Raw genomic sequence first — 26,955 nt, 5'->3', positions numbered from 1 at the left:
GAAATTCGTCGCAGTAAAGCCCCGGGGAACTTCCCTAGCGCCACCCAGGACTACATGGTGTCCGTATAACGGGGAGTTCCAGTTCCCAAGCGTTGAAGGGGTACAAACAATTTGTATCGGTCCGAACGGTACAAGGAGATCGAATAGTCGGCCAGCCTCTCGCCAATGTAGGCGTAACGCGTGATTTGCAGCAACGGGAAACCTGGCTCCACACCCAGCAAATGCGCCTGTCGTTTGCTGGCGGCGGTGCTTTCCACCTGATCCTCACCCCACTCCAGCAAGATGCCGTAGCGCTCGTGGAGCGCCTGATAGAGCTTAGACGGTGGTTCGCCATCAACAAATCCCGGTACGAGGTCTGCGGGCATGTAGTTCTCGTCCAGGCTCATCGGTGTTCCATCGGCCAGCAACAGGCGTTTGAACTGCACTACCCCGGTACCCTCATCAACCATCAGCTGAGAGGCTAGATTGGGGTTGGCCTTGATCTCGGAGAATTCCAGTACATGGGCATCGGGAACCATGCCGCGCCGCATCATGTCCTCGGAGTAAGAATGCAGGCGTACACGCAGATCCAGTTTTTCTGGAACGACGAATGTTCCAATGCCGACCACACGTTTGAGCACTTGCTCATCAACCAGGGCGTCGATGGCCTGGCGGATGGTTTTGCGGGCTACCCCAAAGTGTTCGGCTAAAACACGTTCGGGAGGGAGGCGATATCCGGGTTTGCAGTCTTCTCGAGCGTGGGTTTTGAGAATCTCCCGGATCTGCCGGTATTTGCTGATTTTGCTGTCCGGATCAAGCAGGGCCTGCACGATCGGCTGTGGCGCATGGCGCACGGGAACTCTCCTTCGTCCAGACACCTGGGGCAGGCGGCTAAGAATAATGTCATTAAAAGACTAACGGGGTGACAAGCAAATTTGCTTGTCACCCCGTCAGGGTTAGTGCTTAGTGCGCGTGGTCACCGCGGCTGTATTCATAAACCCAGCCAACCAGTGCGATCACTGCCAGGCCAGCGCCGATGAAGAACACCCACCAGCCGATTGCAATACCCAGGAAGGAGATTGCGGCAGCGCCTGCAAGCACCAGCGGCCACCAGCTCCATGGGGAGAAGTGTCCGATGTCGCCTGCGTTCTCGTGGATTTCACCATCGAGACGGTCCTCCGGACGAGGGCCAACACGGCGGGCGGTGAAGTACAGGTACCAGCCGACCATGCCACACAGGCCACCGGTCAACAGCAGCGCAGGGAACCCGACAAGTTCCTGCCAGTTGGTCATGTAACCGTAAACGAAAGCCACTGGGATGAAGAAGAAAATTCCTCCCAGGAACATCCATGCTTCAACTTTCATCTTTACAGGTCCTTCTGATCAGCGGGGCCAAAGATCTTCGCTACGGGAGACTCTGGAGTAACACGGCCGCTCAATTCCGGGTGATGCAGATCCAGCGCCGGGCGCTCGGAACGAATACGTGGAATCGAGTGGAAGTTGTGACGCGGTGGAGGGCAAGAGGTTGCCCATTCCAGCGAAGCGCCGAAGCCCCAAGGATCGTCAACTTCAACCTTCTTGGCGGTGCGGTGAGTGACCCATACGTTCCAGAAGAACGGGATCATCGATGCACCCAAGATGAATGCGAAGACGGTAGAGACCTGGTTCATCGCGGTGAACCCGTCCTCCGGCATGTAGTCCGCGTAACGACGCGGCATACCCATGACACCCAACCAGTGCTGGATGAGGAAAGTTCCGTGGAAGCCGATGAACAGCAACCAGAAGTGGATCTTACCCAAACGCTCGTTGAGCATGTGCCCGGTCCACTTTGGCCACCAGAAGTAGAATCCAGCGAACATTGCGAACACGACGGTACCGAAGACCACGTAGTGGAAGTGAGCCACAACGAAGTAGGTATCGGACACGTGGAAGTCCAAGGCTGGAGCCGAAAGGATGATACCGGTCAGACCACCGAAGAGGAAGGTGATCATGAAGCCGATGCTCCACAGCATAGGAGTTTCGAACGTGATCGAACCGCGCCACAGCGTGCCGATCCAGTTGAAGAACTTCACACCAGTTGGAACGGCGATCAGCATGGTCATGAAGCCGAAGAACGGCAGTGCAACCGAGCCGGTGACGTACATGTGGTGTGCCCACACGGAAATCGACAACGCGGCAATCGAAATGGTCGCGAAGACCAGGCCCTTGTAGCCGAAGATCGGCTTGCGAGAGAAGACCGGGAAGATTTCCGAAACGATACCGAAGAACGGCAGCGCGATGATGTAAACCTCTGGGTGGCCGAAGAACCAGAACAGGTGCTGCCAGAGAACTGCGCCACCGGTGTCCGGATCAAAGATATGTGCACCGAAGCGGCGGTCTGCACCAAGTGCAAACAGCGCTGCTGCCAGCGGTGGGAACGCCATCAGCACCAACAGCGAGGTGATCAGGGTGTTCCACGAGAAGATCGACATACGCCACATGGTCATGCCAGGTGCACGCAGGCAGATGATGGTGGTGATGAAGTTCACCGCACCAAGGATGGTACCGAAGCCCGACAGGCCCAGGCCGAAGACCCAGAGGTCCCCGCCGATACCTGGTGAGAACGTGGTGTTCGACAGCGGAGCGTAAGCGAACCAACCGAAGCTAGCTGCACCCTGCGGGGTCAGGTAGCCGGCCAGTGCAATGCTCGAACCGAAGGCGAAGAACCAGAAGGCCAGTGCGTTCAGACGTGGGAAGGCCACATCCGGCGAGCCAATCTGCAGCGGCATCATGACGTTGGCGAAACCAGCGAACAGCGGAGTTGCAAACATCAGGAGCATGACAGTGCCATGCATTGTGAACAGCTGGTTGTACTGTTCCTTGGTCTGCAGGATCTGCATACCTGGTTCGAACAGCTCTGCACGAATCAGCAGCGCCATGACGCCACCCACGCAGAAGAAGACGAACGAGACGATCAGGTACATGTACCCGATCTTCTTGTGGTCGGTCGAAGTAATGAAGTCGACGAAGAGGCGACCCTTGGACTTCGGCACAACGGCTGGGGCAATCGACTTTACGTCGTCAGTTGCGTATTCAAACGTAGTCATAACGATTACTCTCCTTCCCCTTCGTGCTCAACGATGACGCTGTTCACGGTGTCCGGACTGCGATCGTATTCTTCGCCAATGTGTCCATCTTCCAGCTTCGCCATCTGAGCCTTGAACTCGGCCTCGCTGACAACCTTCAAGTTGAAGAGCATCTCCGAGTGGTACTCGCCGCAAAGTTCGGCGCACTTACCATCGTAGGTACCTTCAACCTGAGGGGTGAGGTAGATGTGATTGGTTTTGCCTGGGATCATGTCTAGCTTCTGAAGGAAGGCAGGTACCCAGAACGAGTGGATTACATCTCGGCTGTTGAGCTGGAACTCTACCGACTTGCCAACTGGCAGGTACAGGGTCGGCAGGGTTTCCTGAACGCCTTCTGATCCATCGGTGTTCAGGTGGGCCTGTACACCGGCGTAGTACTTCTCCTGGCCACCATCAAAGGTGTAGTTGAAGTCCCAAGCCCACTGCTTGGCACGCACATCGACGACGATCTCAGATTCAACAGGCTTGTTGATGCTGTTGACCAAGTTGTTATTGAAGCTAAAGAAGACCAAAACAAGGACCAAAGGAATGGCCGTGTAGAAGATCTCCAATGGCAGGTTGTAGCTCAGCTGACGTGGGTAGCCAGTATCGGTTTTGCGGCGACGGTAGGCAATGATGCACCACAGCATCAGACCCCAGGTCAAAACACCGATGACAACCACGGCAATCCACGAGTTAACCCAGAAATCCTGGATAGCTGCAGTGTGGTTGGTGGTGTCGCGGTCCACGTTCGGAAGCCAACCACGTTGAACTTCCGCTGAACATCCCGTCAACAGCAATGCGCTGGTGCCGACTAAAGCCAACACTTTGGCCTTAGTCTTACCGCGACTGCCGGTTCGGTCTTGCGAACTCACAGACGGCCCTTCCTCTTTGTTGGTGCAGAATGTGGTCTCCATAAGTCACCTCGCGAATTATGACTTGCACAGTGAGGTGGCTTACGAAGCGAAACATAGTTTTACTACTTAACGTAGAGCTTACCCTCTCAGGGCCCAGAATGCCGAAAAACGCCGCTGTTCAAACGAGAAATTTCTTCAACGTTTGAACAGCGGCGTTAGTTCCCGACGGGCTTAGTGGAAGGAATCTCCACAGGCGCACGAGCCGGATGCCGTTGGGTTGTCGATCGTGAAACCCTGCTTGGAGATGGTGTCTTCAAAGTCGATGGAAGCACCAGCGAGGTACGGGACGCTCATCTTGTCGACGATGACCTCAACACCCTCGAAATCACGAACGGCGTCGCCGTCCAGCATACGTTCGTCGAAGTAGAGCTGGTAGATGAGGCCTGAGCAGCCGCCAGGCTGAACGGCGATGCGCAGGCGCAGGTCATCACGGCCTTCCTGCTCCAAAAGCGAGCGAACCTTGGCTGCTGCGACATCCGAAATATTGACGTCATGGCTTGGGATCTCGGTTGGATCACCCTTGGTCTGATCTACGGCTGCAGTCATCATTTCCTCCCGAACTGCTTGGTTAGGCACCAAGTTTTATCCTTGTGAAGGGCACTTGGTGCCTTTGTTCTTAGTTCTATCCTACGACGGGGACCTGAATAAATCTTCCCCCTGAACATCGTCTATGACGCGGTTCATAGCCCTTCGGCGTTGATGCGAGCCAGAAGCAACGCCTCGGCCTCGATCGCATGCTGGAAGTCCTCGAGGTGCAAAGACTCATTTGCCGAGTGCGCCCGCGAGTCGGGATCCTCAACTCCGGTGACAAGAATCTGCGCCTGCGGGAAAACTTCCGAAAGATCAGCGATGAAAGGAATGGAACCGCCAAGCCCCATATTCACCGGTACAACACCCCAGGCTTGTTCCAGTGCCCAAGATGCGGTGTCATTCGCGCTGGCCGCCAGATCTGCCAGGTAGGCATTGCCGGCTTCCACCGCCTTGAACTCCACTTCCGCTCCCCTAAGGTCAACGTTCTTAACATGCTCCTCAAAGGCCTTGAGGGCCTTTGCTGGTTCTTGCCCCGGCGCTAGCCGCATCGAAACCTTGAACCGCGCCTGCGGGATCAGGGTATTCGACGAGTGATCAACACTAGGGATATCCATTCCAATCACGCTGAGCGCTGGTTTATTCCATAAACGATCGGTGATTTTTCCGGTACCTGCCAAAACGTAGTCATCAAGTGCGCCGGAGTCGCGACGGAACTCTGCTTCATCGAAGTCAACGTCCGCAACATCGTTGGAGACGAGTCCGGGGATGGCCACCGAACCCTCGTCGTCGTGGAAGGTGGAGATGAGTTTTGCGGCCAGAATCGGGGCGTCCAGAATCGGACCGCCGAACATCCCGGAGTGCACCGCGTGGCGCAGCGAGCGCACCGTGATTTCGGCGGCGCACATACCACGCAGGGAGCTTGTCAGGGCTGGTGTGCCTACGGCCCAGTTGCTTGAGTCTGCGACGATGATGACATCGGCGGCCAGCTTGTCCTGATGCGCTTCGAGGAAGTTGCGGAAGGACGGCGAGCCGGCTTCTTCTTCGCCTTCGAAGAAGTAGGTGACACCAACACCGAAGTCGGCCACGGATTCCAAAACAGCGCGCAATGCGGCGATATGCACCATGATGCCTGCCTTGTCGTCGGCCGCGCCTCGACCGTACAGCCGATCCCCTACCCGGGTGGCTTCGAAGACCGGGGTGTTCCAGTCGGCTTCATCGCCAGGCGGCTGCACATCGTGGTGGGCATACAGCAATACCGTGGGTTTTCCCGGAGCTGCTGGGCGTCGGGCAACCACCGCAGGGGCGCCCATGGCCCCCGAATCTGTCGCTTCGCGAAGTATTTCTACACTCGGCATACCGGCGTCCTTGGCCAGTGCGGCAACGGCTTCGGCCGACTTTTCCAGGTTCGCTGGATCAAAGGATTCCCAGGCAATACTTGGGATGGCGACCAGTGAGGTCAACTCTTCGAGGATCTGCTCGAAGTTCGACTGAATATGGTTTTTGAGGCGATTGACATCCACACCGTGTGCGGAAGTCTCAAACGTTGAATTTGATGACATGCTTTCAGCGTAGCAATTCTTATGGTTGTGAATGTCACCTGACGATTCAATCCCCGCTAGGATAGAGGGGTGTTTGGACGTAAGAAGGATGAATCTCAATCCCAAGTAAATGTGGAGCCTGTTGACGAGGCTTCTGAATCGACCGACGGTCGGAAGTCTGGCCCGACGCCCAAGCGCAGCGCGCAGCAGGCGAACCGGCAGCGTCCGTTGGTCCCGACTGACCGTAAGGCCGCCAAGGAAGCTGAGCGCCAACAGCGTATTGAAGCCCAGAACCGCTTGCGTATCGCCAATGAAACTGGTGATGAACGTTATCTGATGGCCCGTGACAAGGGTCCTCAGAAGCGCTACGCGCGCGACTTTATTGACTCACGCTGGATGGTGGGTGAGTTCATGATGTTCTTCATCCTTGCATTCCTTGTTGTCTCGCTGACGTTCAGCGGCAACCTGGCGATTCAGATGTATGTGCAGACGGCTTTGTGGGCCTTGATTGCAATCATCATCGTCGAGGCAATTATTACGACGATGATCCTCAAGCGGCGACTTGTTGCTAAATATGGCTCGTTGGATCGCGGTGTTCGTATGTACGCCACCATGCGTGGAATGCAGTTCCGCAAGCTTCGCTTACCTAAGCCGCAGGTCAAGCGTGGGGCTTCGATCGACTGATCGATCTTTTCATAATTCGAAGGCGGGTTCCGGATGGGATCCGCCTTTACTTTTAACCTTGCTAATGTGCCAGTTTCATTTGCGGTGGCCTCACGTGTCCACAGGCTGGTCTCTCACCAAAACTAAAGCTTGTCCAATCACCGCTTGATGATTCGCTTCGTTGTGAGTCACAAGGTTCTAACCTTGAGTTAAGTCCAGAAATAGTGGTTTCGAAATCAAACCCTGCGCCCGAAACCCTCGGCTCATCTCAGACCGCGGCGAAGCTTGCTCGCGAAAGTTGCCAACCGTTTTTCCTTGTAGGCGGTTTTACAAGTTCGACCCGAGCGTTCAAGAGTCTGCGGTGAAGACAAAATGCGAGTTTTGTTCACAGGGTCTTGGCCGCAGACTACTGAAAAAGATCATGACGGTGGACCTTCGGGTTTAAGCAACTGAAGCCCCAAACCCATAGCGGGATGGAGCTTCAATGTTGCAAACGTCTACTAGATCATTTGTGCCAAGTGTTTATTGATTGAACGAGCCCAAAACGGTCCTTCGTAGAGGAACGCGGTATAACCTTGGACCAGATCTGCACCGGCATCCAAGCGTTCCTTGACGTCCTGTGCGTCGGTCACACCACCCACGGCAATAATGGCCATTTCGGCAGGAACCAAGGCACGCAACTGCCGTAATACCTGCAGTGACCGTTCCTTCAACGGCGCGCCGGATAGTCCGCCGGCACCGATCTCTTCAACCTTTGCCGTTGGGCTGAGCAATCCCTCGCGACCGATCGTCGTGTTGGTCGCGATGATTCCATCCAGTTTCAGCTCGGTCGCGAGTTTCGCGACATCTGCGAGGTCCTCGTCGCTCAAATCCGGAGCGATCTTCACCAAGAGGGGAACGTGGCGACCGGCCACATGATCTGCGAGCTCGCCCACCTCGGTGAGCAGCGGACGCAACGATTCCACACTCTGAAGCAGGCGAAGCCCAGGTGTATTCGGGCTGGAAACGTTGACCACCAGGTAATCAGCGTGGATTGCCAGCTGTCGCGTGGAGGTCAGGTAGTCCCCCACGGCGTCCTCAAGCTCCACAACCTTGGTTTTGCCGATGTTGACACCAACCACCGGACGATCGGTGGTGTAGTCGGTCTTCAGCTGCTGACGAGCCTGTGCCACCCGGGCGGCCACAACTTCTGCGCCTTCGTTGTTGAACCCCATGCGGTTGATGACCGCGCGGTCTTCAACGAGGCGAAACAAACGCGGCTGCGGGTTCCCAGGTTGGGCGGCACCCGTGACCGTACCGATCTCAACGTGTCCGAAACCGATATCGCTCAGCGCCAGGATTCCGGTGGCTCCCTTGTCGAAGCCCGCGGCTAAGCCGAAGGGCGAGGGGAAATCAATACCCATCACGGTGCGCTTGAGTTTAGGAGCCGGGGCGAAGAACTTGCGGGTGGCCTTGGTCAATCCAATACGCTGCGCGATCTTGATCGCGTCAAAGGCGAAATGATGGGCCTTTTCAGGATCCATCTTGGTGAAAACGTGCTTAAAGACCAAAGGATATATGCGCATGGTTTCAATCTTCCCGTGAAATATGCGTTCTAGACAACTTGAGGTCGCTAAGCTGATTTTATGAAGGTCCCAGAAATGCTTCCATCGGCGCAGTGGCCGGAGTTTATGCCGTCGACGCCACCGGGTGTTTGGCTTCCCGACCCGCTGGGACCGGGCTATGACTACCAGACCCTTGACTTTGGGCACGACGACGATGGGCCGTTGGTTGCCACCCTGGTCCGTTATGCACCGCCGAGACGGCTCACAAATTTCGGTCGCAGGGCTAAGGGTGTCATCCTGTCGGTTCACGGCTGGAGCGACTATTTTTACAACCGTGAACTGGCGGAGTTCTGGCATCGGAGCGGTTACCATTTTTATGCGCTTGACCTACGTCACCACGGACGCAGCCTGAGAGTTGAGCATGAGCTGCCGGGATTCATCTCAAACTTAGAAGACCTGGATCTTGAACTGAATGCCAGCCTGCAGATTATCCAGCGCGAGCATCCCCGCTTGCCCGTCGTTGCCCAGGGGCATTCCATGGGCGGATTGATCTTGAGCCTGTGGATCGCACGCACGAATGCCAAGGTCAAGGCCCTTGTGCTCAATGCACCCTGGCTTGAATTTCAAGGAACAGCCTTCTTGCGAGTGCCTATCAACGGACTGATGGAAGCGATGTCGCGCAGCAACCCCCGGCGCAAGATCCTGCCCAATCAGTTCGACCACTACTGGCAGTCCCTGAGCGATCAAGCCAATGGGCAGTGGGACATCCACCACCGCTGGCGTCCGACGTTCGCTTTTCCGAGCACCGCCGGTTGGCTCCATACCATCCTCGAAGGACACGCGCAGGTCGCCCGCGGGCTGGATCTGAATCTTCCAATCCTGGTGATGACCTCAAAACATTCGCACTTCAGCACCGCCTACTCGCAACAGATGCAGCAAACGGATTCGGTGATCGACGTCGTTCAAACGCGCCTGAGGGCGCTGAAACTTGGCAGCTTTGTGACGCTGTCGGAGATCGAGGGGGCCATGCACGATGTGTTCACCTCGCAGGAATCCGCCCGCGCCACCGCATTCAGGGATCTGAACTTGTGGCTGAGAATGTTGAACCGCTAGGCACCTGGTTTGTCGACGGCCCCACCGTAGCGGCGGTCGCGTTTGGCGTATTCTTCTACCGCGGTGAAAAGGGTGCGGCGGTCCACGTCCGGCCACAGCTGATCCAAGAACACCATTTCGGCGTAGGCCGATTGCCACAGCAGGAAGTTGCTGGTGCGCTGCTCTCCACTGGTGCGCAGGAACAGGTCGACATCAGGGAGTTCTGGAGCATGAAGATATTTGCCGATGGTTTTCTCCCCCACCGACGAAGCCCGCAATGTGCCCGCGGCAACATCCCTGGCGATCGCCGCCACAGCGTCGCCAAGCTCTGCGCGGCCTCCGTAATTAACGCACATGGTCAATTGGCAGCCAAGATTTTCACGAGTCAGTTCCTCGGCCTCGCGCAGTTCATTGACCACCGATTTCCACAGTTTGGGTTCACGTCCGGACCAGCGGATACGCACCCCCCAGGAATTCAGGGTGTCTCGTTGCCGGCGGAGAACATCGCGGGAAAAACCCATCAGGAAACGTACTTCCTCGGGGCTGCGTTTCCAGTTTTCCGTAGAGAACGCATAAACCGAAACGTACTTGATTCCCATTTCCACGGCACCGGCCATGACGTCGAGCAATGCGGCTTCACCGGCACGGTGGCCCTCCGTACGGGGAAGCCCTCGTTGGTTGGCCCAGCGTCCGTTGCCATCCATCACGATCGCGACGTGTTCCGGAATCAGTTCCTTGGGGATCGTGGGCATCACCGGATTGGCGGGGTGCGCGAAGGGTGCCACCGGGCCTGGGCGACCGGTGATCTTGTTCAGCTTCTTCATGATCTCTCCACATGGCGTAGGGACTTGACTGCACGCTCTAGGTGCCATTGCAAATAATTGGTGACGATCTCAGCGGCCTGCTGGTGGGCCCGTGGACCGGTTTGGGCTACCGCGTCCCAATCGCCTTCCAGCAGTGCTTGCAGGTAGTGAACCGTCATTGGGTGCGGTGACAGCGAGCCGGCGGGGCGGCAGTCGGCACAGACCATGCCGCCAAGCTGCACCGACAGGGCCTCGTGCGGGCCGGGTTTTCCGCAACGGACGCAGTTGGTGAAGGAAGGGGCCCACCCGGCGATGGCCAACGCCCGCAAAATATACGAATCGAGCACGGCGCCCGGTGGCACCACCTGCTTGGAGAGCAGGGCTATCGCCCCGTGCAGCAACCGGTATTGTTTCAGGGTCGAGTCGGATTCGGTTTCCAGCAGCTTTTCGGCGATCTCCACCATGGCATTGGCCACGGTGTAGCTTGGGTAGTCGGCGACCAGCAGCTGCCCGTAGGCGTGGCGCAACTGCGCCTGGGAAACAATGTCCAGGTTGCGCCCCATCACCAGCTGGGCCTCGACCTCCATAAAAGGTTCAAGGGTTGCCCCCAGCCGCGAGGAGGTGCGGCGCACCCCCTTGGCCACGGCCCGCACAATGCCGTTCGGGGTGAGCAGGGTGATGATGCGGTCGGCCTCCCCCAGCTTGTGGGTACGCAGAACAATCCCGCGGGTGCGGTAGCTCTTGGACGCGAAACCTGATCTTGACACGAGGTTAATTCTCCCACCCTGCCGCCGGCAGAAAGCACAACGCCACGGCCTGCGCGGGTGGGCAGGCCGTGGCGTTGGCGACGTGTGGAGCTTGTGGCTACTTGGCGTCGCGGATGGCGCGGTTGACCGCGGAGACCACGGCCTTCAGCGCCGCAATGTTGGTGTTGGTGTCCAGCCCGACACCCCACAGGATGCGGTCGCCCACGGCGCACTCGACAAACGCGGCGGCTCGGGCGTTTCCGCCTTCGCTCATCGCATGCTCGGAGTAGTCCAGGACCCGCAGGTCCACGCCGTCCTCGTTGAGCAGGTGCACCAGTGCGGAGACCGGGCCGTTGCCGCCGGCCGAACGCTCATGCGGGGTGCCGTCGATGATCAGCTTGGTGTCCAGCTGGAAGCTGCCGTCCTCGGCCGAGGTCGCGGTGGCCGACGCAATCCGGTAGTGGCCCCAAATTTCCTGCTCGGAGCCTTCTTCTGCCGGCAGGTACTCGTCCTGGAAAACGTTCCAGATGGTCGAGGAGGAAACTTCTCCGCCCTCGGCGTCGGTCTTCTTCTGGATGACCCCGGAGAACTCGATCTGCGCGCGACGCGGCAGATCCAGGTTGTAGTCGTTTTTCAGCAGGTAGGCGACCCCGCCCTTGCCGGACTGCGAGTTCACCCGGATCACCGCTTCGTAGGAGCGGCCGATGTCCTTCGGGTCGATCGGCAGGTATGGCACGGCCCAGACCAGTTCGTTCAGGTCCTTGCCCTGCGCTTGGGCCTTGGCCTCCATGGCTTCCAGGCCCTTTTTGATGGCATCCTGGTGCGAACCGGAGAACGCGGTGAAAACCAGGTCGCCGCCGTACGGGCTGCGCTCGGGAACCGGCAGCTGGTTGCAGTATTCCACGGTGCGGCGGATGTGGTCCATGTCGGAGAAGTCGATCTGCGGATCCACTCCCTGGCCGAACAGGTTCATTCCCAGGGTCACCAAATCGACGTTGCCGGTACGCTCGCCGTTGCCGAACAGGCAGCCTTCAATACGGTCGGCGCCGGCCAGGTAACCGAGCTCGGCGGCCGCCACCCCGGTGCCGCGGTCGTTGTGCGGGTGCAGCGAGAGGATGATCGAATCACGGTTGGCCAGGTTGCGGTGCATCCACTCGATCGAGTCGGCATACACATTCGGGGTGGCCATTTCCACGGTCGCCGGCAGGTTCAGGATCATCTTGTTCTCCGGGCTGGCTTCCAGCACGTCGGCGACCGCTTCACTGATGCGTTTGGCGAAGGCCAGCTCGGTGCCGGTGTAGGACTCCGGGGAGTACTCGTAGGTGATCTTGGTGCCGGACAGCTGCTCTTCGTACTTTTTGCACATCCGCGCACCGGACACCGCGATATCAACAATCCCGTCCTCGTCCTGGCGGAAAACGACTTCGCGCTGCAGGATCGAGGTGGAGTTGTACAGGTGCACGATCGCCTGCTTGGCGCCTTCCAGCGCCTGGTAGGTGCGTTCGATCAGGTGTTCGCGGGACTGCGTGAGCACCTGGATGGTCACGTCCTCGGGAATGCGGTTGCCCTCGATGAGCTGACGTACGAAATCAAAGTCGGTTTGCGAGGCGGACGGGAAACCCACCTCGATCTCCTTGAAGCCCATCTGCACCAGCAGGTCGAACATCTTGTGTTTGCGCTCGGGGCTCATCGGGTCGATCAGCGCCTGGTTGCCATCGCGCAGGTCGACCGCGCACCAGCGTGGGGCTTGGGTGATGTATTTATCGGGCCAGGTGCGATCGGGAAGGTTGACTTCGATCTGGTCCTGGAACGGAACATACTTGTGGATTGGCATGTTCGAGGTTTTTTGCATGTTCTGCATTTCGGTTGTCCCCTAGGCAAAAAATTGGTGCGTCATTGTGTGGGGCCAGACAAGAGCTACTCCGCGACGAGGGGTCGGCCGAGGGACCACTAGCGGTCCGTTGGATCCTCGCAGCGGCTAAGTAGTAGTAGAAGCTCGAAATGCACGTTTTGAGCATAACACCAGCACCCGCCGCGTGCTGAAACTGTTGCGTGGTTGTGTCACATTGTGGACATATGGCGCACTAACCACGGGCCCTTAACCCAAACGACCCGCCCGCCACGGCAAAAATCTGGGGCGAACGGATCGGATGATTCCGGGCTGAACGGGCCTAGAAGCCCAGGCGTCCAAGCTGCTTCGGGTCGCGCTGCCAATCCTTGGCGACCTTCACGTGCAGGTCGAGGTAGACCTTGGTGCCAAGCAGCTTCTCGATCCCCTGCCTGGCGTTGGTTCCGACCTCGCGCAGGCGCGAGCCTCCGCGGCCGATCACGATGGCCTTTTGGCTCGAGCGTTCAACGTAGAGCGAGACGTGGATATCCACCAGCGGGTTGTTTTCGCTGCGTCCCTCGCGGGGCACCATTTCCTCGACTACCACCGCCAGCGAGTGCGGCAGCTCGTCGCGCACCCCTTCCAGGGCGGCTTCGCGGACCAGCTCGGCAACCATCTTGGCTTCGGGCTCATCGGTCAGTTCGCCGTCCGGGTACAGCGGCGGGCCGGCGGGCATCTGCTCCACCAGCACGTTGGCGACCTCTTGGACCTGGAATTCTTTCACCGCGGAGACCGGGACGATGGCCGCAAAACCATTCGGTCCGAAGTTCTGGTTGCCCAGTTCGGTCACCGCGATCAGCTGGGCTGCCAGTGCCTCGCGGTCCACCAGGTCGGCCTTGGTCACGATCGCGACAATTGGTTTGCGCTGCAGCTGGGCCAGCTGTGTGGCGATGAAACGGTCGCCGGGGCCGATTTTCTCATTGGCCGGAAGGCAGAAGCCGATGGCGTCGACCTCGGAGAGGGTTTCGGCCACCAGGTCGTTCAGCCGCTGGCCCAGCAGGGTGCGCGGCCGGTGCAACCCCGGGGTGTCCACCAGGACCAGCTGGGCGTCGTCGCGGTGCACAATGCCGCGGATTGTGTGGCGGGTGGTTTGCGGTTTGGCGGAGGTGATCGCCACCTTCTGCCCCACCAGGGCGTTGGTCAGGGTGGATTTTCCGGCGTTCGGGCGGCCCACGAAGGAGGTGAAGCCGGAGCGGAAGCCCTCGGGCCATTCGCCCAGGGTGTGCGGGGTGTGGTTTTCACTCATCAGAGGAATCCTCGTCGTTCTCTATCTGGTCTAAAGCGCTCTTGGCAAGGCGCTCTACATGGATTTTGCCGATGCGGTTGCGTCGCCCAGCCAGGGCGATGACGGTCAGGCGCAGACCGAACACATCAGCGGTGGAGCCGAGCACCGGCACGGACTCCAACGCCTTGGATAACAGGCCCCCCACGGTGTCCACATCCTCCTCGTCGATCTGCAGGTCGAAATGATCTGCGATGTCGTCGATGGAGGCGCTGGCCAGCGCGATGAGCGAACCGTCCGGGGCATGGACCAATTCGGTGCGGCTGCGATCGTATTCGTCGTCGATTTCCCCCACGATTTCTTCGATGAGGTCCTCCAGGGTCAACAGCCCGGCGGTTCCGCCGTACTCGTCGACCACGATCGCAAAATGGATCGATTCCTGCTGCAGCTCTTGCAAGAGCTCCGCGGCGGACTTGGATTCGGGCACAAAACGCACCGGGCGGGCAAGCTCGGCCAGGTCCTTGGCCTGCTGCAGGCCGTGGATTTCCCCGATCAGGTCCTTGAGGTAGATGATGCCGCGGATGTCATCCGAATCCTCGCCGATCAGCGGGATCCGTGAATAGCCCGAGGCCATGAACAAATCCAGCGCGCTGTGGAAGGTGTGGGTGGAATCCAGCACCACCATGTCGGTGCGCGGCACCATGACCGCGCGCACGTTGGTTTCTTCCAGGTCGATCACCCCGGAGATCAGCTCGGCGGATTCCTCATCCAGGGCTTCGCCCTCGCTGGCCCGATCCACCAGGTCGCGCAGGCGTTCCTTGCCCAGGTAGCCGTCCTCATCGCTGCCCCCGGGGCTCAATGCCTTGGCGATGCTCGCCAGCCAATTGGCCAGCGGGCCCAGCGCCCGGCGCAGCAAACGCACCAGCGGGGCGGTGGATTGCACTACCCGCTGGGCGTTGGAGCGTCCGTAGCGCCGCGGGGAGACGCTGACCAGCACAAAACCAAGCCCGGCCATGACAATGGTGGCGATCAATCCGGCCACCCAAATATTCTCTACCCGGCTGGAAATCAGCAGGGCCACGGCGACCGCGGAGGCGGTTTCAAACCAGATGCGCCAGAACTTGATGGCCTGGGCATGGGATTCGGTGTCGTCTAGGATGGCGCTGAGCGCGCGCGAATCCGACTCCGCGCGCAGCCGCTCGGCGGCGTGGCGGGATAATGCGTAGAAGGCTGAGTCTGCGGCCGTGAGCACCGCCGCGCAGGCGATGAAAACGATGGCGAGAATCAGCAAAAGTATACCCACGGCGGTTATTCCACCGTTTCCTTGGGTGCCGGGCGCCCGGTGTAGGACTCCAAGAGGCGACGCTGCAGTGAGAACATCTCTTCCTTCTCCGCCGGCTCCATATGGTCGAATCCCATCAGGTGCAGCAGCCCATGGGTGGTCAGCAACAGGATTTCATCGTGGGTGCTGTGTCCGCCGGCCTCGGCTTGCGCCTGGGCGACGGTCGGGCAGATCACGATGTCTCCCAGGATGCCTGCCTCGGCAGGGCTGTGCTCCTTGCCCGGGCGCAACTCGTCCATCGGGAAACTCATCACGTCGGTGGGGCCTTCGAGCTCCATCCACTCAACGTGCAGTGCGCTCATCGCGTCCTCGTCGAGGAACACGATCGACACCTCGGTTTCGGGGTGCAGGTACATGGCCCGCATCACCGAGTTCGCCAAGGCATTCACGTCGGCGAGGTCGACCTCGAATTCGGTCTCGTTGTTAACTTCAATGCTCATTGTTTCGCTTTACTTTGTATGTCGTGGCCGTCGATGATCGGTGCGGCGGGCATCGTCCCAGCGGTCGTAGGCGGAGACGATGTCCGCGATCAACCGGTGGCGGACCACGTCGCTGGCGTCCAGCCGGCGGACCGAGATATCGTCAATTCCCTCAAGCACCTCGCTGGCCATCCGCAGACCGGAGACCGCGTTGCCCGGCAGGTCGACCTGGGTGATATCCCCGGTGATCACCATCTTGGAACCGAAACCCAAACGGGTCAGGAACATCTTCATCTGTTCGCTGGTGGTGTTCTGCGCCTCGTCGAGGATCACAAACGCGTCATTCAAGGTGCGCCCGCGCATATAGGCAAGCGGTGCAACCTCGATGGTTCCGGCTTCCAGCAGGCGCGGGATCGAATCCGGGTCCACCATGTCATGCAGCGCGTCGTAGAGGGGGCGCAGGTAGGGATCGATTTTCTCGCTCAGGGTTCCGGGCAGGAATCCGAGCTTCTCCCCCGCTTCAACCGCCGGACGGGTCAGGATGATGCGGTTCACCTGTTTGTCCTGCAAGGCCGCCACGGCCATGGCCATGGCCAAAAAGGTTTTGCCGGTGCCGGCCGGGCCGATCCCGAAGGTCACGGTTGAGTCTTCGATGGCGTCCACGTAGGACTTCTGATTCACGGTTTTAGGCCGGATGGAGCGCCCGCGGCCGGAGAGGATCTTCAGCCCCAGCACGTCGGTTGGCGCGTCAGGGTTCCCGGCGCTGAGCATCTTGATGATCTGCTCGATGGTTTCCGCGCTCATCCGCGATCCGCGTTGCGCCAACGCACGCGCTTCCTCGGTCACCCGCTGGGCCTTGCGCACCTGCACGGGTTCCCCCACCAAGCTCAGGGAAGCACCGTTGGGGCGGAACTGCACATTCGGGTAGGCGCCGGTGAGGATGCGCAACAGCTCATCGTTCGGTCCCAGGGTCGCGATCATCAGCTCGGGCGACTCGAAAGAAATGGTCAGCGTCGCTTCCCCGGTCTGTGATGGCTTCTGGTTTTGTTCAACCTGCATGCAGTGTTTCGTGCCCCTTTTGAGCTCGGAAAAATAAGAACTTGTGTCTTTCCAGTCTAACGAGTCCCGGCGCTCCGGCGCGATACTTCCAGCTCCGCCGAGCGCTGAAAAATCTGAAATCAGTATGAAATGAATCTAATCCGGGCAGGTGGTAAAGGTATAGATTTGGTTACGGATTGGTAGGTTTGGCCATTTTTGCGCTCCGCACACATGTTGATGTGTCACGCTATATGAGCGCCCGGAACGATGTTCTCGTTTCAGGCACCGAAAAGATTCCCGCAAAACAGATTGATTGGTCCAACGTGCAGCAGTGGTACAAGCGCCGAATCCCGCGACGTGTCGCGGCAACCGGTGCCGTCGCGGTCCTCGCCTTCGCGGCGGGCTGCGGATTCGCCGCACGTGATGACAGTTTTGAGATGCCCGCCAATTCGACGGTTGCATCCCAGGGGATGCCGGTTGCCACCGATTCGCTGGAGCAGGCGTTCCCCGGGCAGAAGATGCCGGTGTACTGGTTGGAAAACACCGGCGCCGGGGTCTACCTCTATCGCGAATACGCCACGGATAGCCGCCATCAAGAACCTATCGGCGATGCGGTGGCCTACCTGCTTTCCGGTAAGCCCGCGGACCCGGACTGGTATACGCATTTGAAGTCTACGGACGACGTGGGAGTGTCCATCGACAATCAGAACCTGATCACCCTTGACCTGCCGGCCAAGGTCTTCAGCGCCAGCTTGGACCAGGGGCTCTCCGAACGCTCGATCCAGCAACTGGTGTTCACCGCCACCGCCGCGGCTTCCAACGCGGGCATCCTGGTGGGACAGACCCCCGCCACGGTGCGGATCCTGGTTGACGGGACCGCAAATGCCACGGTGTTCGGCAGTTACCAGCTGCACGATGTGTATGAGCGCGATGCCGAGTTCATGGCACCGATCTGGATCATCGATCCGCAATTCGGCAGCACCACCAAGGCCGGAGCAGTCAAGATCAACGGCCGGACCTCGGGCTTCGATGAAGGAACCTTCTACTCGCTGGAGTCAACAACCTCCGACGGGGAACACACACCCATCACCAGTGCGAGCCGGATCAGCGCCCAGAGCGTGGAATCCGACGGCTCCTTCACCCTCACCACCAGGCTTCCGGCCGGCTCCTACACGCTGAGCGTGTGGGGCCAGGAAAACGGCAGCGATGCCAGGGTCGCAGAAGTCAGCTCCGAATTCACCGTCGGCTGAGCGGTCCGCAGCACGATTAAACCACGGGTGCCGTGAACCTTCTTAGGTTCACGGCACCCGTGGTTTAAGCAGCGTTTTAGAGCTCGCCCAGCAGGTGGCGCACCAGCACCAGGGCCGCCGGGCCCGCGGTCGAGGCGCGCAAGACGTGCTCCCCGAGCAGCGCCGCGTGGGCGCCGGCCTGGAGGAACAGCTCAAGTTCCGCATCGCTGATGCCGCCCTCCGGGCCGACGATCAGCACCACCTTGGTGTTTTCCGCCGCGGCGGGAAGCCATTGGGTGAGGGCCTGGGCCACCGAACCGGTTGCCTGTTCGTGCAGCACCAGCACCAGATCCCCGGCGGCGCTGTGCTCGCGGATCGCCGCGGCCAGCGATTTGCTGGTTGCCAGCGGCAAGACCTCGGGTTCGAAGGCGCGCCGGGACTGCTTTTGCGCCGAACGCACCTGGGCCTGCCACTTGGCCAGCGCTTTGGGCGCCTTCGCGGCATTCCAGCGGACGATCGAGCGCTCGGCCTGCCACGGCCGCACCCCGAAGATCCCCAGCTCCACCGCGGATTCCACGGCCTGCAGATCACGATCGCCCTTGGACAGCGCCTGGACTAAGGTGACCGGGTGCTGCGGGGCCTGTTCCTGCACCCGCTGGCGGACGGTCAGGGTCAGCAGCCGGTCGGCCACGGCGGCGACCTCAACCACCAGGCGTAAACCGGTGCCGTCCAGCAGGTCCAGCACCTCGCCGACCTGGGTGCGCTTGACCGTGATCGCATGGTGCGCCTCGGCCCCGGTCAGTTCGAGGACCTCACCCACCTGGGCCGCGGCCGCCTGGGCCGGATCGATCACAAAACTGTGATTGCTCATGGCTTAACGCGGATTCAGCTTGTCTCGCAGGCGTGAGAACATCCCACCCGAATGCTCGACCCGACCGGCATCCAGTTCTTCGCCGCGCAGCTTGGCCAGCTGCTCGAGCAGCTCACGCTGGGCCGCATCCAGCTTGGTGGGGGTTTCCACCTGCAGGTGGACCACGATGTCGCCGCGTTTGCCGCCGCGCAGGCGCGGGACACCCAGCCCGGGAAGGGTGATGGTGTCCCCATCTTGGGCGCCGGACTCGACGTTCAGGCTCTGCTCGCCGTCGAAGGTCTCCAGCCGCAACTCGCAGCCCAGGGCGGCGGCGGTCATCGGGATGGTCATCTTGGCGTGCAGGTCATTGCCCGAGCGCTCAAAAACCTTGTGGCGGCGAACGTCCACCTCGACAAAGAGGTTGCCGTTAGGGCCGCCTCCCGGGCCGGCCTCGCCCTGGCCGCGCAACTGGATGCGCGTGCCCGAATCCACGCCGGCAGGCACGTTCAAGGACTTGGAGACATGTTCGCGCACCCGGCCCTCGCCGTTGCACTCCAGGCAGGGATCCGGGATGGTGGTGCCGAAACCGCGGCAGGCGGCACAGGTTTCCACGGTCATCATCTGGCCCAGGAAGGAGCGAACCGGACGCTGGACCTGGCCCGCGCCGTGGCAGATGGTGCAGGTGACCGGGCTGGTGCCCTCACGGGTGCCGTCGCCGTGGCAGGTTTTGCACGTTACCGCGGTTTCCATCTCCAACGGGTAGACGGTGCCCTTGACCGCGTCTTCGAGGTCGATGGTGATGGTGATCAGCGCATCGCGGCCCGGCTGGGTACGAGAGGCAGGCCCCTGGGCCGCACCGCCGCCGAAGAACTGCTCGAAGATGTCGCCGAATCCGCCGAACCCGGCCCCGCCGCCGAAGCCTGGCTGGCCGTTGCCGTTCTCATCGCCGGTCGCGTCGTAGTTAGCGCGCTTCTTCTCGTCGGAAAGAACCTCGTAGGCGCGGGTGACCAGCTTAAACTGCTCGGCGGCATCGTCACTGGGGTTGACGTCCGGGTGGAGTTTGCGGGCCAATTTGCGATAGGCGCTTTTAATTTCCTGCGGGGTCGCGTCCTTGGCGACACCCAGTGTCTCGTAGTGAGAGCTCACGATCTTCGCCGTGTCCTTTCCTTTAAAATTTCATTTCACAACATGTTCCGCAGCGTGCCGCGGAGGCTAATTCGCCAAAATCTTCGACAGGTACCGGGCTACCGCGCGGACCGAGGCCATGGACGAGGAGTAATTCATCCGGGTCGGGCCGAGCACCCCCAGCTTGCTGCGCTGATCGGTGCTGTAGGTGGTGGCAATGACCGCGGCATCGGTCAGTTGCCCGTAGTGGTTTTCGGTGCCGATGGCCACCGCGAGACCCCGCGAATCCGCCTCGAGCTCGGAAAACAGCTTCAGCAGCACCACCTGCTCCTCCAGCGCTTCGAGCACCGGGGTGATGCTCAGGGGGAAATCCCCCTCCACCCGGGCCAGATTCGCGGTGCCGGCCATCACGATGCGCTGCACATTCGCGGCCTGCGCCATTTCCTCCAACGAGCGCAAGACGCTGTCCAGCAAAGGGGATTCGTGTTGCGCCGGGACCAAACCCTCGGCGCGCAGCGGTCCGACAAGTTGATCCAGTCGGTGGCCGCCGAAGGAGTTCAGCAACCACGTTTTGAGGTTGTTCAACTCCTGGTCGGAGTACAACCGGGTCACCGCGATCATGCGCTGGTCCACGGTTCCATTGGAGGCGATCATGACCATCAAAACCTGCTGCGGTCCAAGACCTACCAGGTCGAGGTTGCGCAGCTCCGCGGTGTCATAGTGCGGCACCTGGATCATCGCGACCTGATTGGTCAGCCGCGCCAGCAACCGCACGGTGCTATGCAGCATCTCATCAAGGTCCTGCGAGGCGTCCAGGATCTTGTTGATCGCTTCCCGCTCGGCGCGCGAGAGCGGTTTGAGTTCGCCGATCTCGTCCACAAAACGGCGGTAGCCCTTTTCGGTGGGGATTCGCCCCGAGGAAGTGTGCGGCGCGGCAATCAGGCCCTCCTCTTCGAGGAGAGCCATGTCATTGCGGATGGTGGCGGCACTGACGCCGAGGTTGTGGCGCTCGCGCAGTGCCTTGGAGCCGACCGGCTCACGCGATTGGACATAGTCCTCCACGATGGCGCGCAATACGTCCAGACGTCGCACTTCGCTCACTGACACACCTCCCGGGCAACCATGCCAACACACTTGGCACTCTAACCTGTCAAGTGCCAAGTCTAATACGTTCAGCAGTTGCTAGCATTGGATTTCGAGCGTATTCGATCACAGCGAAAGGCAGTACGTGTCCGATTTCTCCTGGGGACCGCAAGATCTGAGTGCTCCGGCACCTAAAAAACTCCGTCAGGTACCGGTTCAACGCGGCATGATCCTTGAAGATGCCGTCTCCGGTTGGGTAGGGGAAGTGATACGAACCGAGAAGTCCGGTGGGATGCGGGTGATCGTGTTGGAAGACCGCCACCGCAAAACACGATCTTTTCAATCCGGGTTCGGATTCCTGCTCGAGGGCGAGCCGGTTGAGATCGTTGATCCCGTCAAAAAGACCAAGGAAACCACATCGCTGGTTTCCGCCTCCGGTTCGCGGGCGGTGAAGGACCTCAAGGCCCGGACCGCGCGCGCCAGCCGCATCTGGGTCGAGGGTAAGCACGATGCCGAACTGGTTGAAAAGGTCTGGGGCCACGACCTTCGGGTTGAAGGTATTGTGGTCGAGCCGCTGCACGGGGTCGACGACCTTTCCGCAGCGATCCGCGAGTTCGCCCCCTCCCCGACCCGCCGCCTCGGAATCCTGGTTGACCACTTGATCTCGGGCACCAAGGAGTCACGGATCGTCGCCGAAGCCATGAAAACACCGGGTGCCGCCGGCAACGTGCTGATCCTCGGGCACCCCTACGTGGATGTGTGGCAGGCGATCAAACCCGAAACGCTGGGGATCGCCGCGTGGCCGGTAATCCCACGCGGGACCGACTGGAAAACCGGGGTGTTGCGCGCCTTCGGTTGGCCGCATGCAAGCGCCGAGGACCTGGGGATCGGCTGGCAGCGGATCCTCTCCACGGTGACCCATTACGGCCAGCTGGAGCCGACGTTGCTGGGAAAAGTTGAGGAACTAATCGATTTCCTCACCACGGAAGATTACGGTTTCCTAACGATTGACCAATAATTGGAGTTTCCGGGTGCCGTTGGTCAAAGCGCTGGCAGAAGCTCGATATTATGGTCTTAATCCACACCGCAAGACAAGGACAGCCACGTGACATCTCGCCAGGTACCACCATCTGAGAACTCGCGCTTCGAGGGATCGAACGTGTCCGCATTGCCGCTGTCCCCCTCGGAAGACCGGCAGTGGGCGATGCTCGCGCACTTTGGCGCGATCCTGGGTTGCATTCCGTCGGCGATCATCTTCGCGGTCTACCGGGATCGCGGCCCATTCACCGCCCAGGAGTCCAAGGAAGCGTTTAATTTCACGTTCCCGCTGACCATTGTGGCCATCGCGCTGAACCTGTTGAACCTGCTGCCGGGCATCGGCTGGATATTTGCCGTGGTCGCCGTCTGCCTGTGGGTATTCATGACCCTCGCCGGCGCCTACGCCGCCATTCAAGCCAACAAGGGACGCCCCTACCGCTACCCGCTGAACTTGCGGTTGATGAAGTAGCTGCAGGGGCGTCGTTTCAGGCAGCGGCCTAGAAATCCAGCAGTTCGCGAACCACGAGGTCGGCCAGGAGCCGGCCTCTTTGCGTTAACACGATCCGCCCGGCGAACGCTGCACGCGGGTCGATCAGCTCGTCGGCGATCAACCCGGCCACCTTGGTGCGCCCGGCGGAATCGAGCTCGCTGATCGGCATGCCGCTGCTCAACCGGGTCAGCAGCATGGTCTGCTCCAGCTGGACCGCCTGGGCATCGGGGAACTCGCGTCCGTGGCCCGGGGAAATCCCGCCGTCGATCCGTTGCTGGTAGGCCGCTGGATGCTTGACGTTCCACCAACGCAGCCCGCCGATGTGGGAGTGCGCACCGGGCCCGGCGCCCCACCAATCCCCGCCCTGCCAATAGGCAACGTTGTGGCGGCAGGCATGCTCGGCGCTGCGCGCCCAGTTGCTGACCTCGTACCAGGAAAGCCCGGCCGCGGCGAACAGCTCATCGGCCAACTGGTATTTTTCGGCGTGATCATCGTCGTCGATCGGCGCCACCTCGCCGCGGCGGATCTGTGCGGCGAGTTTGGTGCCGTCCTCGATGATCAGCGCGTAAGCGGAGATATGGTCGGGCTGGTAGCTCAACGCGGCTTCGATGCTGGTGCGCCAATCCTGAAGCGACTCCCCCGGGGTGCCGTAGATCAGGTCAACACTGACATCCAAACCGGCCTCCCGGGCCCAGGCGACCGCCTGCGGCACCCGTGCCGGGTTGTGGGTGCGTTCAAGCACCTTCAACACGTGCGGGACCGCCGACTGCATGCCGAAGGAAACCCGGGTGAATCCGCCATCGGCCAGCTCGCGCAGGCTTTCACGGGTCACCGAGTCCGGGTTGGCTTCGGTGGTGACCTCGGCGCCGGGCTTCAGCCCGAATTCGGAACTGATCCGATGCAACACGCTGACCAGGTCGGCGGCCGGCAACAGGGTCGGTGTTCCCCCGCCAAAAAAGACCGTTTCAATCTCTCGGTGCGGCACACCGGAGCGTTGAAGCACGGTTTTGGCGAAGCTGATCTCTTGGCTCACGGTGGCGGCGTAGGTCGCTTGGCTGGATCCGCTGCCGAGCTCCGTGGCGGTGTAGGTGTTGAAGTCGCAATACCCGCAACGCACCGTGCAGAACGGAATATGGACATAAAAGGACATGGTCCGCTCCGTCGCACCGTGCGCACACGCTGCGGGGAGCAGACCATCGGCCGGAGCCGGATCGCCGTCAGGCAATACTGAGGGCATGCAGCTCTACTTCTTTTTCGGTTCGTCGGTGGACAGCGCGGCGATAAATGCTTCCTGTGGAACCTCCACACGGCCAACCATCTTCATCCGCTTCTTGCCTTCCTTCTGCTTTTCAAGCAGCTTGCGCTTGCGGCTGATGTCGCCGCCGTAGCACTTGGCAAGCACATCCTTGCGGATGGCGCGAATGTTTTCGCGGGCGATGATCCGCGAGCCGATGGCGGCCTGGATGGGAACCTCGAATTGCTGGCGTGGAATCAACTCGCGCAGCTTGGAGGTCATCATGGTGCCGTAGCTGTATGCCTTGTCGCGGTGGGTGATGGCGGAGAATGCGTCCACCTGGTCGCCCTGCAGCAAGATGTCGACCTTGACCAGGTCCGCGACCTGCTCTCCGTCGGCCTTCCAGTCCAGCGAGGCATACCCGCGGGTGCGCGACTTGAGCTGGTCGAAGAAATCGAAAACGATTTCGGCCAGCGGCAGGTGGTAACGCATCTCCACCCGGTCCTCGGAGAGGTAGTCCATGCCGCGCATGGTTCCGCGCCGGGTCTGGCACAGTTCCATGACCGCGCCGATGAACTCGCTCGGGGCCAAGATGGTGGCCGCGACCATCGGTTCGTGAACCTCCAGGATCTTCCCGTCGGGGAATTCCGAGGGGTTGGTGACCGTGATCATCCGCTTGTCCTCGCCCATCACCTCGTACACCACGTTTGGCGCGGTGGAGATCAGATCCAGGTTGAATTCGGTTTCCAGACGCTGGCGGGTGATTTCCAGGTGCAGCAGGCCCAAGAAGCCTACGCGGAAACCGAAGCCCAGGGCCACGGAAGTTTCCGGCTCGTAGATCAGCGCCGCGTCGTTGAGCTGCAGCTTATCCAGCGCGTCGCGCAGGGCCGGGTAGTCGGTGCCATCCAGCGGGTACAGGCCGGAGAAGACCATGGGTTTGGGCTCTTCGTAACCGCCCAGGTTTTCCGTGGCCGGGCGCAGGAAATTGGTGACGGTGTCGCCGACCTTCGACTGGCGCACATCTTTCACACCGGTGATCAGGTAACCGACTTCGCCCACGCTGAGCCCCTTGGTGGGGATCGGATTGGGGGAAGACACACCGATTTCCAGCAGTTCGTGGGTGGTGCCGGTGGACATCATCTGGATTTTTTCACGGGGCTCGAGCTTGCCGTCGACCACTCGCACATAGGTCACCACACCGCGGTAGGTGTCGTAGACCGAGTCGAAAATCATCGCCCGGGCCGGAGCATCGGCAACACCCACAGGTGCTGGAAGCTGCTTGATAACCTCGTCCAGCAGCGCTTCAACACCTTCGCCGGTTTTGCCCGAAACCTTCAGCACGTCATCCGGGTCGCAGCCGATCAGGTTCGCCAACTCCGCGGCGTACTTCTCCGGCTGGGCGTTGGGCAGGTCGATCTTGTTCAGGACCGGGATGATGGTCAGGTCGCCCTCGATCGCCAGATACAGGTTGGCCAGCGTCTGGGCTTCGATTCCCTGCGCCGCGTCAACCAGCAAAATCGCCCCTTCGCAGGCGGCCAGCGAACGAGATACCTCGTAGGTGAAGTCCACGTGCCCGGGGGTGTCGATCATGTTCAGCGCGTAGGAAGTGCCCTCCACTTCCCAGGGCATCCTCACGGCCTGCGACTTGATGGTGATGCCGCGTTCGCGTTCGATATCCATGCGGTCCAGGTACTGGGCCTTCATGTCGCGGGCCGCGACCACGCCGGTGAGTTGCAGCATGCGGTCGGCCAGCGTGGACTTGCCATGGTCGATGTGCGCGATGATGCAGAAGTTACGGATAAGCGACGGATCGGTCGCGGCAGGCACCGGAGCGGTGCGGGCCAAGGGAGACACCTAAACAGACCTCACTAGCAATGAGCAGACATGATTGAATTACGCCTATTCTGTCATGTTTTGCGGGTGAGAACACATTTCGGGCTCGGGCGCTGATAGTTTGTGGTGCATGGCTTTGAATGCACAGAAGATCTTCGAGTTCATCCGCCGCACGTTGAAGGACCTGGCTGCGCCGAGCGCCAAGGACTCGCGCGGCACAGGTTCGGCTACCGGTGGCGGCGCGGCGACTCGCACGCCTCCCACCGCCTCGGCCGGCTACCCCGGGGATTATCGAGGTGCGATCCATTATGAGTACAGCCCCAAGCTCGACGGGGACGCGGATCCGGGGGAAATCGTGTGGGGCTGGGTCCCCTACGAGGAGGATTACTCCCAGGGCAAGGACCGCCCGGTGCTCATCATCGGGCGAGACGGCAACTGGTTGCTGGGTTTGATGCTGACCAGCAAGGACAAAAACAACTCTCAGCACCACAACCCCGACTACCTGGATATCGGCACCGGATCCTGGGATCGGGAACGGCGCCCCAGCGAAGTGAAACTCAACCGCATCATTCGGCTCTCGCAACGCTCGGTGCGTCGCGAGGGCGCCATTCTGGACGAAGGCCGGTTCCGCAATGTGGTGAAGGTCCTAAACGGGCGGCGCTGAACGGTCGCTGCGGCCGGGGCATTCTGCTAGAGTTAACTCTTGTGTGTCGCGCAGGTTGGGCGGCACGCCCCCTTCGGGTCGCCATAGGTGCCCCACACCGCTCAGTCGATGGCCTGAAGGATGAACCCTCTACCGACCGTATAAAACGATAAACGAGAGAGTTTATTAAAGTGGCAAACATCAAGTCCCAGAAGAAGCGCATCCTCACCAACGAGAAGGCACGCCTGCGTAACGTAGCTGTCCGCTCCGAGGTAAAGACCGTCATCCGCAACGTCAACGACGCTGTAGTTGCCGGCGACAAGGACAAGGCAACTGACGCACTGCGCTTGGCTGGCAAGAAGCTGGACAAGGCTGTTAGCAAGGGTGTTCTGCACAAGAACAACGCTGCTAACCGCAAGTCGGCCCTCGCCAAGAAGGTTAACGCCCTCTAAGCAACGCTAGACTTCGATAACTCCCCTGGAACTTCGGTTCCGGGGGTTTTATTTTTCCCGTCTCATTTTCCCGCGAGCCGCGAAAATGCAGCGGGAAGACAGCGCAGGCGCCAGGCGGATAATCGGCGGCGCCTGCGCTGTTTGGAGCTTGG

General features: G+C 60.4%; 26 protein-coding genes. 7 read left to right on the top strand and 19 right to left on the bottom strand.

Annotation, left to right across the window (positions count from 1 at the left end):
* Positions 1–50: 50 nt before the first annotated feature.
* The 6 genes from ACIOWL_RS13230 to ACIOWL_RS13205 all read right to left on the bottom strand — a co-directional run bounded on the left by ACIOWL_RS13230 (position 51) and on the right by ACIOWL_RS13205 (position 6,090).
* Positions 51–833, bottom strand: coding sequence for a GntR family transcriptional regulator (locus tag ACIOWL_RS13230; RefSeq protein WP_400385791.1), 783 nt, complete (start codon positions 831–833; stop codon positions 51–53).
* A gap of 109 nt (positions 834–942) precedes the next feature.
* On the bottom strand, positions 943–1,344 hold the full coding sequence (locus ACIOWL_RS13225; protein ID WP_400385788.1) for a cytochrome c oxidase subunit 4: 402 nt from the start codon (positions 1,342–1,344) through the stop codon (positions 943–945).
* 2 nt (positions 1,345–1,346) lie between these two features.
* Positions 1,347–3,065 carry a cytochrome c oxidase subunit I gene (gene ctaD / locus ACIOWL_RS13220; protein WP_400385785.1) on the bottom strand — a complete coding sequence of 573 codons (1,719 nt, stop codon included), beginning with the start codon at positions 3,063–3,065 and terminating at the stop codon, positions 1,347–1,349.
* A 5-nt stretch (positions 3,066–3,070) separates the two neighbouring features.
* Positions 3,071–4,000, bottom strand: a complete 930-nt coding sequence (coxB, locus tag ACIOWL_RS13215) for a cytochrome c oxidase subunit II (RefSeq protein WP_400385782.1) — start codon at positions 3,998–4,000, stop codon at positions 3,071–3,073.
* Positions 4,001–4,171: 171 nt separating this feature from the next.
* On the bottom strand, positions 4,172–4,546 hold the full coding sequence (locus tag ACIOWL_RS13210; protein WP_400385847.1) for a HesB/IscA family protein: 375 nt from the start codon (positions 4,544–4,546) through the stop codon (positions 4,172–4,174).
* 134 nt (positions 4,547–4,680) lie between these two features.
* A complete protein-coding gene (locus ACIOWL_RS13205; RefSeq protein WP_400385779.1) occupies positions 4,681–6,090 on the bottom strand; it encodes a dipeptidase in 1,410 nt (469 codons plus the stop codon).
* A 69-nt stretch (positions 6,091–6,159) separates the two neighbouring features.
* Between ACIOWL_RS13205 and ACIOWL_RS13200 the strand changes: the two genes are divergently transcribed.
* Positions 6,160–6,753: a DUF3043 domain-containing protein gene (locus ACIOWL_RS13200; RefSeq protein WP_400385776.1), complete on the top strand. Its 594-nt coding sequence runs from the start codon at positions 6,160–6,162 to the stop codon at positions 6,751–6,753.
* A 479-nt stretch (positions 6,754–7,232) separates the two neighbouring features.
* Here ACIOWL_RS13200 and ACIOWL_RS13195 read toward each other — a convergent pair whose 3' ends face one another.
* Positions 7,233–8,297 (bottom strand): quinone-dependent dihydroorotate dehydrogenase, encoded by a 1,065-nt coding sequence (locus ACIOWL_RS13195; RefSeq protein ID WP_400385773.1) that lies wholly within the window; start codon positions 8,295–8,297, stop codon positions 7,233–7,235.
* 60 nt (positions 8,298–8,357) lie between these two features.
* Between ACIOWL_RS13195 and ACIOWL_RS13190 the strand changes: the two genes are divergently transcribed.
* Positions 8,358–9,389, top strand: coding sequence for an alpha/beta hydrolase (locus tag ACIOWL_RS13190; RefSeq protein WP_400385770.1), 1,032 nt, complete (start codon positions 8,358–8,360; stop codon positions 9,387–9,389).
* Here ACIOWL_RS13190 and ACIOWL_RS13185 read toward each other — a convergent pair.
* From ACIOWL_RS13185 to ACIOWL_RS13155, 7 genes are all read right to left on the bottom strand, one after another.
* Positions 9,386–10,192 (bottom strand): isoprenyl transferase, encoded by an 807-nt coding sequence (locus tag ACIOWL_RS13185; protein WP_400385767.1) that lies wholly within the window; start codon positions 10,190–10,192, stop codon positions 9,386–9,388. The two genes, ACIOWL_RS13190 and ACIOWL_RS13185, sit on opposite strands and share 4 nt — an antisense overlap.
* Entirely contained in the window at positions 10,189–10,938 is a 750-nt protein-coding gene (recO, locus tag ACIOWL_RS13180; protein WP_400385764.1) for a DNA repair protein RecO, read from the bottom strand. Before recO ends, ACIOWL_RS13185 begins: the two co-directional genes overlap by 4 nt.
* Before the next feature lie 97 nt (positions 10,939–11,035).
* Positions 11,036–12,778, bottom strand: a complete 1,743-nt coding sequence (gene leuA / locus ACIOWL_RS13175; RefSeq protein ID WP_400385762.1) for a 2-isopropylmalate synthase — start codon at positions 12,776–12,778, stop codon at positions 11,036–11,038.
* Positions 12,779–13,088: 310 nt separating this feature from the next.
* A complete protein-coding gene (era, locus tag ACIOWL_RS13170) occupies positions 13,089–14,051 on the bottom strand; it encodes a GTPase Era (RefSeq protein ID WP_400385759.1) in 963 nt (320 codons plus the stop codon).
* The gene (locus tag ACIOWL_RS13165; protein WP_400385756.1) at positions 14,044–15,330 is read right to left on the bottom strand and encodes a hemolysin family protein; all 1,287 of its coding nucleotides are present in this window, start codon (positions 15,328–15,330) and stop codon (positions 14,044–14,046) included. Before ACIOWL_RS13165 ends, era begins: the two co-directional genes overlap by 8 nt.
* 5 nt (positions 15,331–15,335) lie before the next feature.
* Positions 15,336–15,809, bottom strand: coding sequence for an rRNA maturation RNase YbeY (ybeY, locus tag ACIOWL_RS13160; protein ID WP_400385753.1), 474 nt, complete (start codon positions 15,807–15,809; stop codon positions 15,336–15,338).
* Between the two features lie 9 nt (positions 15,810–15,818).
* On the bottom strand, positions 15,819–16,847 hold the full coding sequence (locus ACIOWL_RS13155; RefSeq protein WP_400385750.1) for a PhoH family protein: 1,029 nt from the start codon (positions 16,845–16,847) through the stop codon (positions 15,819–15,821).
* Between the two features lie 230 nt (positions 16,848–17,077).
* Between ACIOWL_RS13155 and ACIOWL_RS13150 the strand changes: the two genes are divergently transcribed.
* Positions 17,078–18,076, top strand: a complete 999-nt coding sequence (locus tag ACIOWL_RS13150; RefSeq protein ID WP_400385747.1) for a GerMN domain-containing protein — start codon at positions 17,078–17,080, stop codon at positions 18,074–18,076.
* Between the two features lie 76 nt (positions 18,077–18,152).
* On the opposite strand, the gene ACIOWL_RS13145 is transcribed toward ACIOWL_RS13150, so the two are convergent.
* The 3 genes from ACIOWL_RS13145 to hrcA all read right to left on the bottom strand — a co-directional run bounded on the left by ACIOWL_RS13145 (position 18,153) and on the right by hrcA (position 21,131).
* The gene (locus ACIOWL_RS13145) at positions 18,153–18,926 is read right to left on the bottom strand and encodes a 16S rRNA (uracil(1498)-N(3))-methyltransferase (protein ID WP_400385744.1); all 774 of its coding nucleotides are present in this window, start codon (positions 18,924–18,926) and stop codon (positions 18,153–18,155) included.
* Positions 18,927–18,929: 3 nt separating this feature from the next.
* Positions 18,930–20,051, bottom strand: coding sequence for a molecular chaperone DnaJ (gene dnaJ / locus ACIOWL_RS13140; RefSeq protein ID WP_400385738.1), 1,122 nt, complete (start codon positions 20,049–20,051; stop codon positions 18,930–18,932).
* A gap of 66 nt (positions 20,052–20,117) precedes the next feature.
* Complete coding sequence (gene hrcA, locus ACIOWL_RS13135; protein WP_400385735.1) at positions 20,118–21,131, bottom strand: heat-inducible transcriptional repressor HrcA; 1,014 nt, start codon at positions 21,129–21,131, stop codon at positions 20,118–20,120.
* A 127-nt stretch (positions 21,132–21,258) separates the two neighbouring features.
* On the opposite strand from hrcA, the gene ACIOWL_RS13130 reads away from it, so the two are divergent.
* Together ACIOWL_RS13130 and ACIOWL_RS13125 are read left to right on the top strand one after the other, a co-directional pair.
* Positions 21,259–22,131 (top strand): DUF3097 domain-containing protein, encoded by an 873-nt coding sequence (locus ACIOWL_RS13130; RefSeq protein WP_400385734.1) that lies wholly within the window; start codon positions 21,259–21,261, stop codon positions 22,129–22,131.
* A 141-nt stretch (positions 22,132–22,272) separates the two neighbouring features.
* Positions 22,273–22,620, top strand: coding sequence for a DUF4870 domain-containing protein (locus ACIOWL_RS13125; RefSeq protein WP_400385732.1), 348 nt, complete (start codon positions 22,273–22,275; stop codon positions 22,618–22,620).
* 28 nt (positions 22,621–22,648) lie between these two features.
* On the opposite strand, the gene hemW is transcribed toward ACIOWL_RS13125, so the two are convergent.
* Positions 22,649–23,878: a radical SAM family heme chaperone HemW gene (gene hemW / locus ACIOWL_RS13120; RefSeq protein WP_400385729.1), complete on the bottom strand. Its 1,230-nt coding sequence runs from the start codon at positions 23,876–23,878 to the stop codon at positions 22,649–22,651.
* A 6-nt stretch (positions 23,879–23,884) separates the two neighbouring features.
* Positions 23,885–25,729: a translation elongation factor 4 gene (gene lepA / locus ACIOWL_RS13115; protein ID WP_400385726.1), complete on the bottom strand. Its 1,845-nt coding sequence runs from the start codon at positions 25,727–25,729 to the stop codon at positions 23,885–23,887.
* A gap of 109 nt (positions 25,730–25,838) precedes the next feature.
* Here lepA and ACIOWL_RS13110 point away from each other — a divergent pair, with 109 nt between their 5' ends.
* Positions 25,839–26,372 carry a type II toxin-antitoxin system PemK/MazF family toxin gene (locus tag ACIOWL_RS13110; RefSeq protein ID WP_400385723.1) on the top strand — a complete coding sequence of 178 codons (534 nt, stop codon included), beginning with the start codon at positions 25,839–25,841 and terminating at the stop codon, positions 26,370–26,372.
* A gap of 170 nt (positions 26,373–26,542) precedes the next feature.
* The gene (gene rpsT, locus ACIOWL_RS13105; RefSeq protein WP_400385721.1) at positions 26,543–26,803 is read left to right on the top strand and encodes a 30S ribosomal protein S20; all 261 of its coding nucleotides are present in this window, start codon (positions 26,543–26,545) and stop codon (positions 26,801–26,803) included.
* The last annotated feature ends 152 nt before the right edge of the window (positions 26,804–26,955 follow it).

Origin of the sequence: Glutamicibacter sp. NPDC087344 (genome assembly GCF_044744225.1) — a bacterium.
In the GTDB taxonomy this organism is placed as follows: Bacteria; Actinomycetota; Actinomycetes; order Actinomycetales; family Micrococcaceae; genus Glutamicibacter.
Note: the sequence above shows the minus strand (reverse complement) of the source record. Positions and strands in the feature narration are given on the sequence as shown.

Coding starts and splice junctions, on each gene's coding strand:
- ACIOWL_RS13185 (WP_400385767.1), bottom strand. CDS start 10,192: ATGAAGAAGCTGAACAAGATCACCGGTCGCCCAGGCCCGGTGGCACCC.
- ACIOWL_RS13145 (WP_400385744.1), bottom strand. CDS start 18,926: ATGAGCAATCACAGTTTTGTGATCGATCCGGCCCAGGCGGCCGCGGCC.
- ACIOWL_RS13150 (WP_400385747.1), top strand. CDS start 17,078: ATGAGCGCCCGGAACGATGTTCTCGTTTCAGGCACCGAAAAGATTCCC.
- ACIOWL_RS13190 (WP_400385770.1), top strand. CDS start 8,358: ATGAAGGTCCCAGAAATGCTTCCATCGGCGCAGTGGCCGGAGTTTATG.
- hemW (WP_400385729.1), bottom strand. CDS start 23,878: ATGCCCTCAGTATTGCCTGACGGCGATCCGGCTCCGGCCGATGGTCTG.
- coxB (WP_400385782.1), bottom strand. CDS start 4,000: ATGGAGACCACATTCTGCACCAACAAAGAGGAAGGGCCGTCTGTGAGT.
- ACIOWL_RS13110 (WP_400385723.1), top strand. CDS start 25,839: ATGGCTTTGAATGCACAGAAGATCTTCGAGTTCATCCGCCGCACGTTG.
- ctaD (WP_400385785.1), bottom strand. CDS start 3,065: ATGACTACGTTTGAATACGCAACTGACGACGTAAAGTCGATTGCCCCA.
- ACIOWL_RS13210 (WP_400385847.1), bottom strand. CDS start 4,546: ATGACTGCAGCCGTAGATCAGACCAAGGGTGATCCAACCGAGATCCCA.
- ACIOWL_RS13225 (WP_400385788.1), bottom strand. CDS start 1,344: ATGAAAGTTGAAGCATGGATGTTCCTGGGAGGAATTTTCTTCTTCATC.
- ACIOWL_RS13195 (WP_400385773.1), bottom strand. CDS start 8,297: ATGCGCATATATCCTTTGGTCTTTAAGCACGTTTTCACCAAGATGGAT.
- ACIOWL_RS13155 (WP_400385750.1), bottom strand. CDS start 16,847: ATGCAGGTTGAACAAAACCAGAAGCCATCACAGACCGGGGAAGCGACG.
- era (WP_400385759.1), bottom strand. CDS start 14,051: ATGAGTGAAAACCACACCCCGCACACCCTGGGCGAATGGCCCGAGGGC.
- leuA (WP_400385762.1), bottom strand. CDS start 12,778: ATGCAGAACATGCAAAAAACCTCGAACATGCCAATCCACAAGTATGTT.
- ybeY (WP_400385753.1), bottom strand. CDS start 15,809: ATGAGCATTGAAGTTAACAACGAGACCGAATTCGAGGTCGACCTCGCC.
- ACIOWL_RS13205 (WP_400385779.1), bottom strand. CDS start 6,090: ATGTCATCAAATTCAACGTTTGAGACTTCCGCACACGGTGTGGATGTC.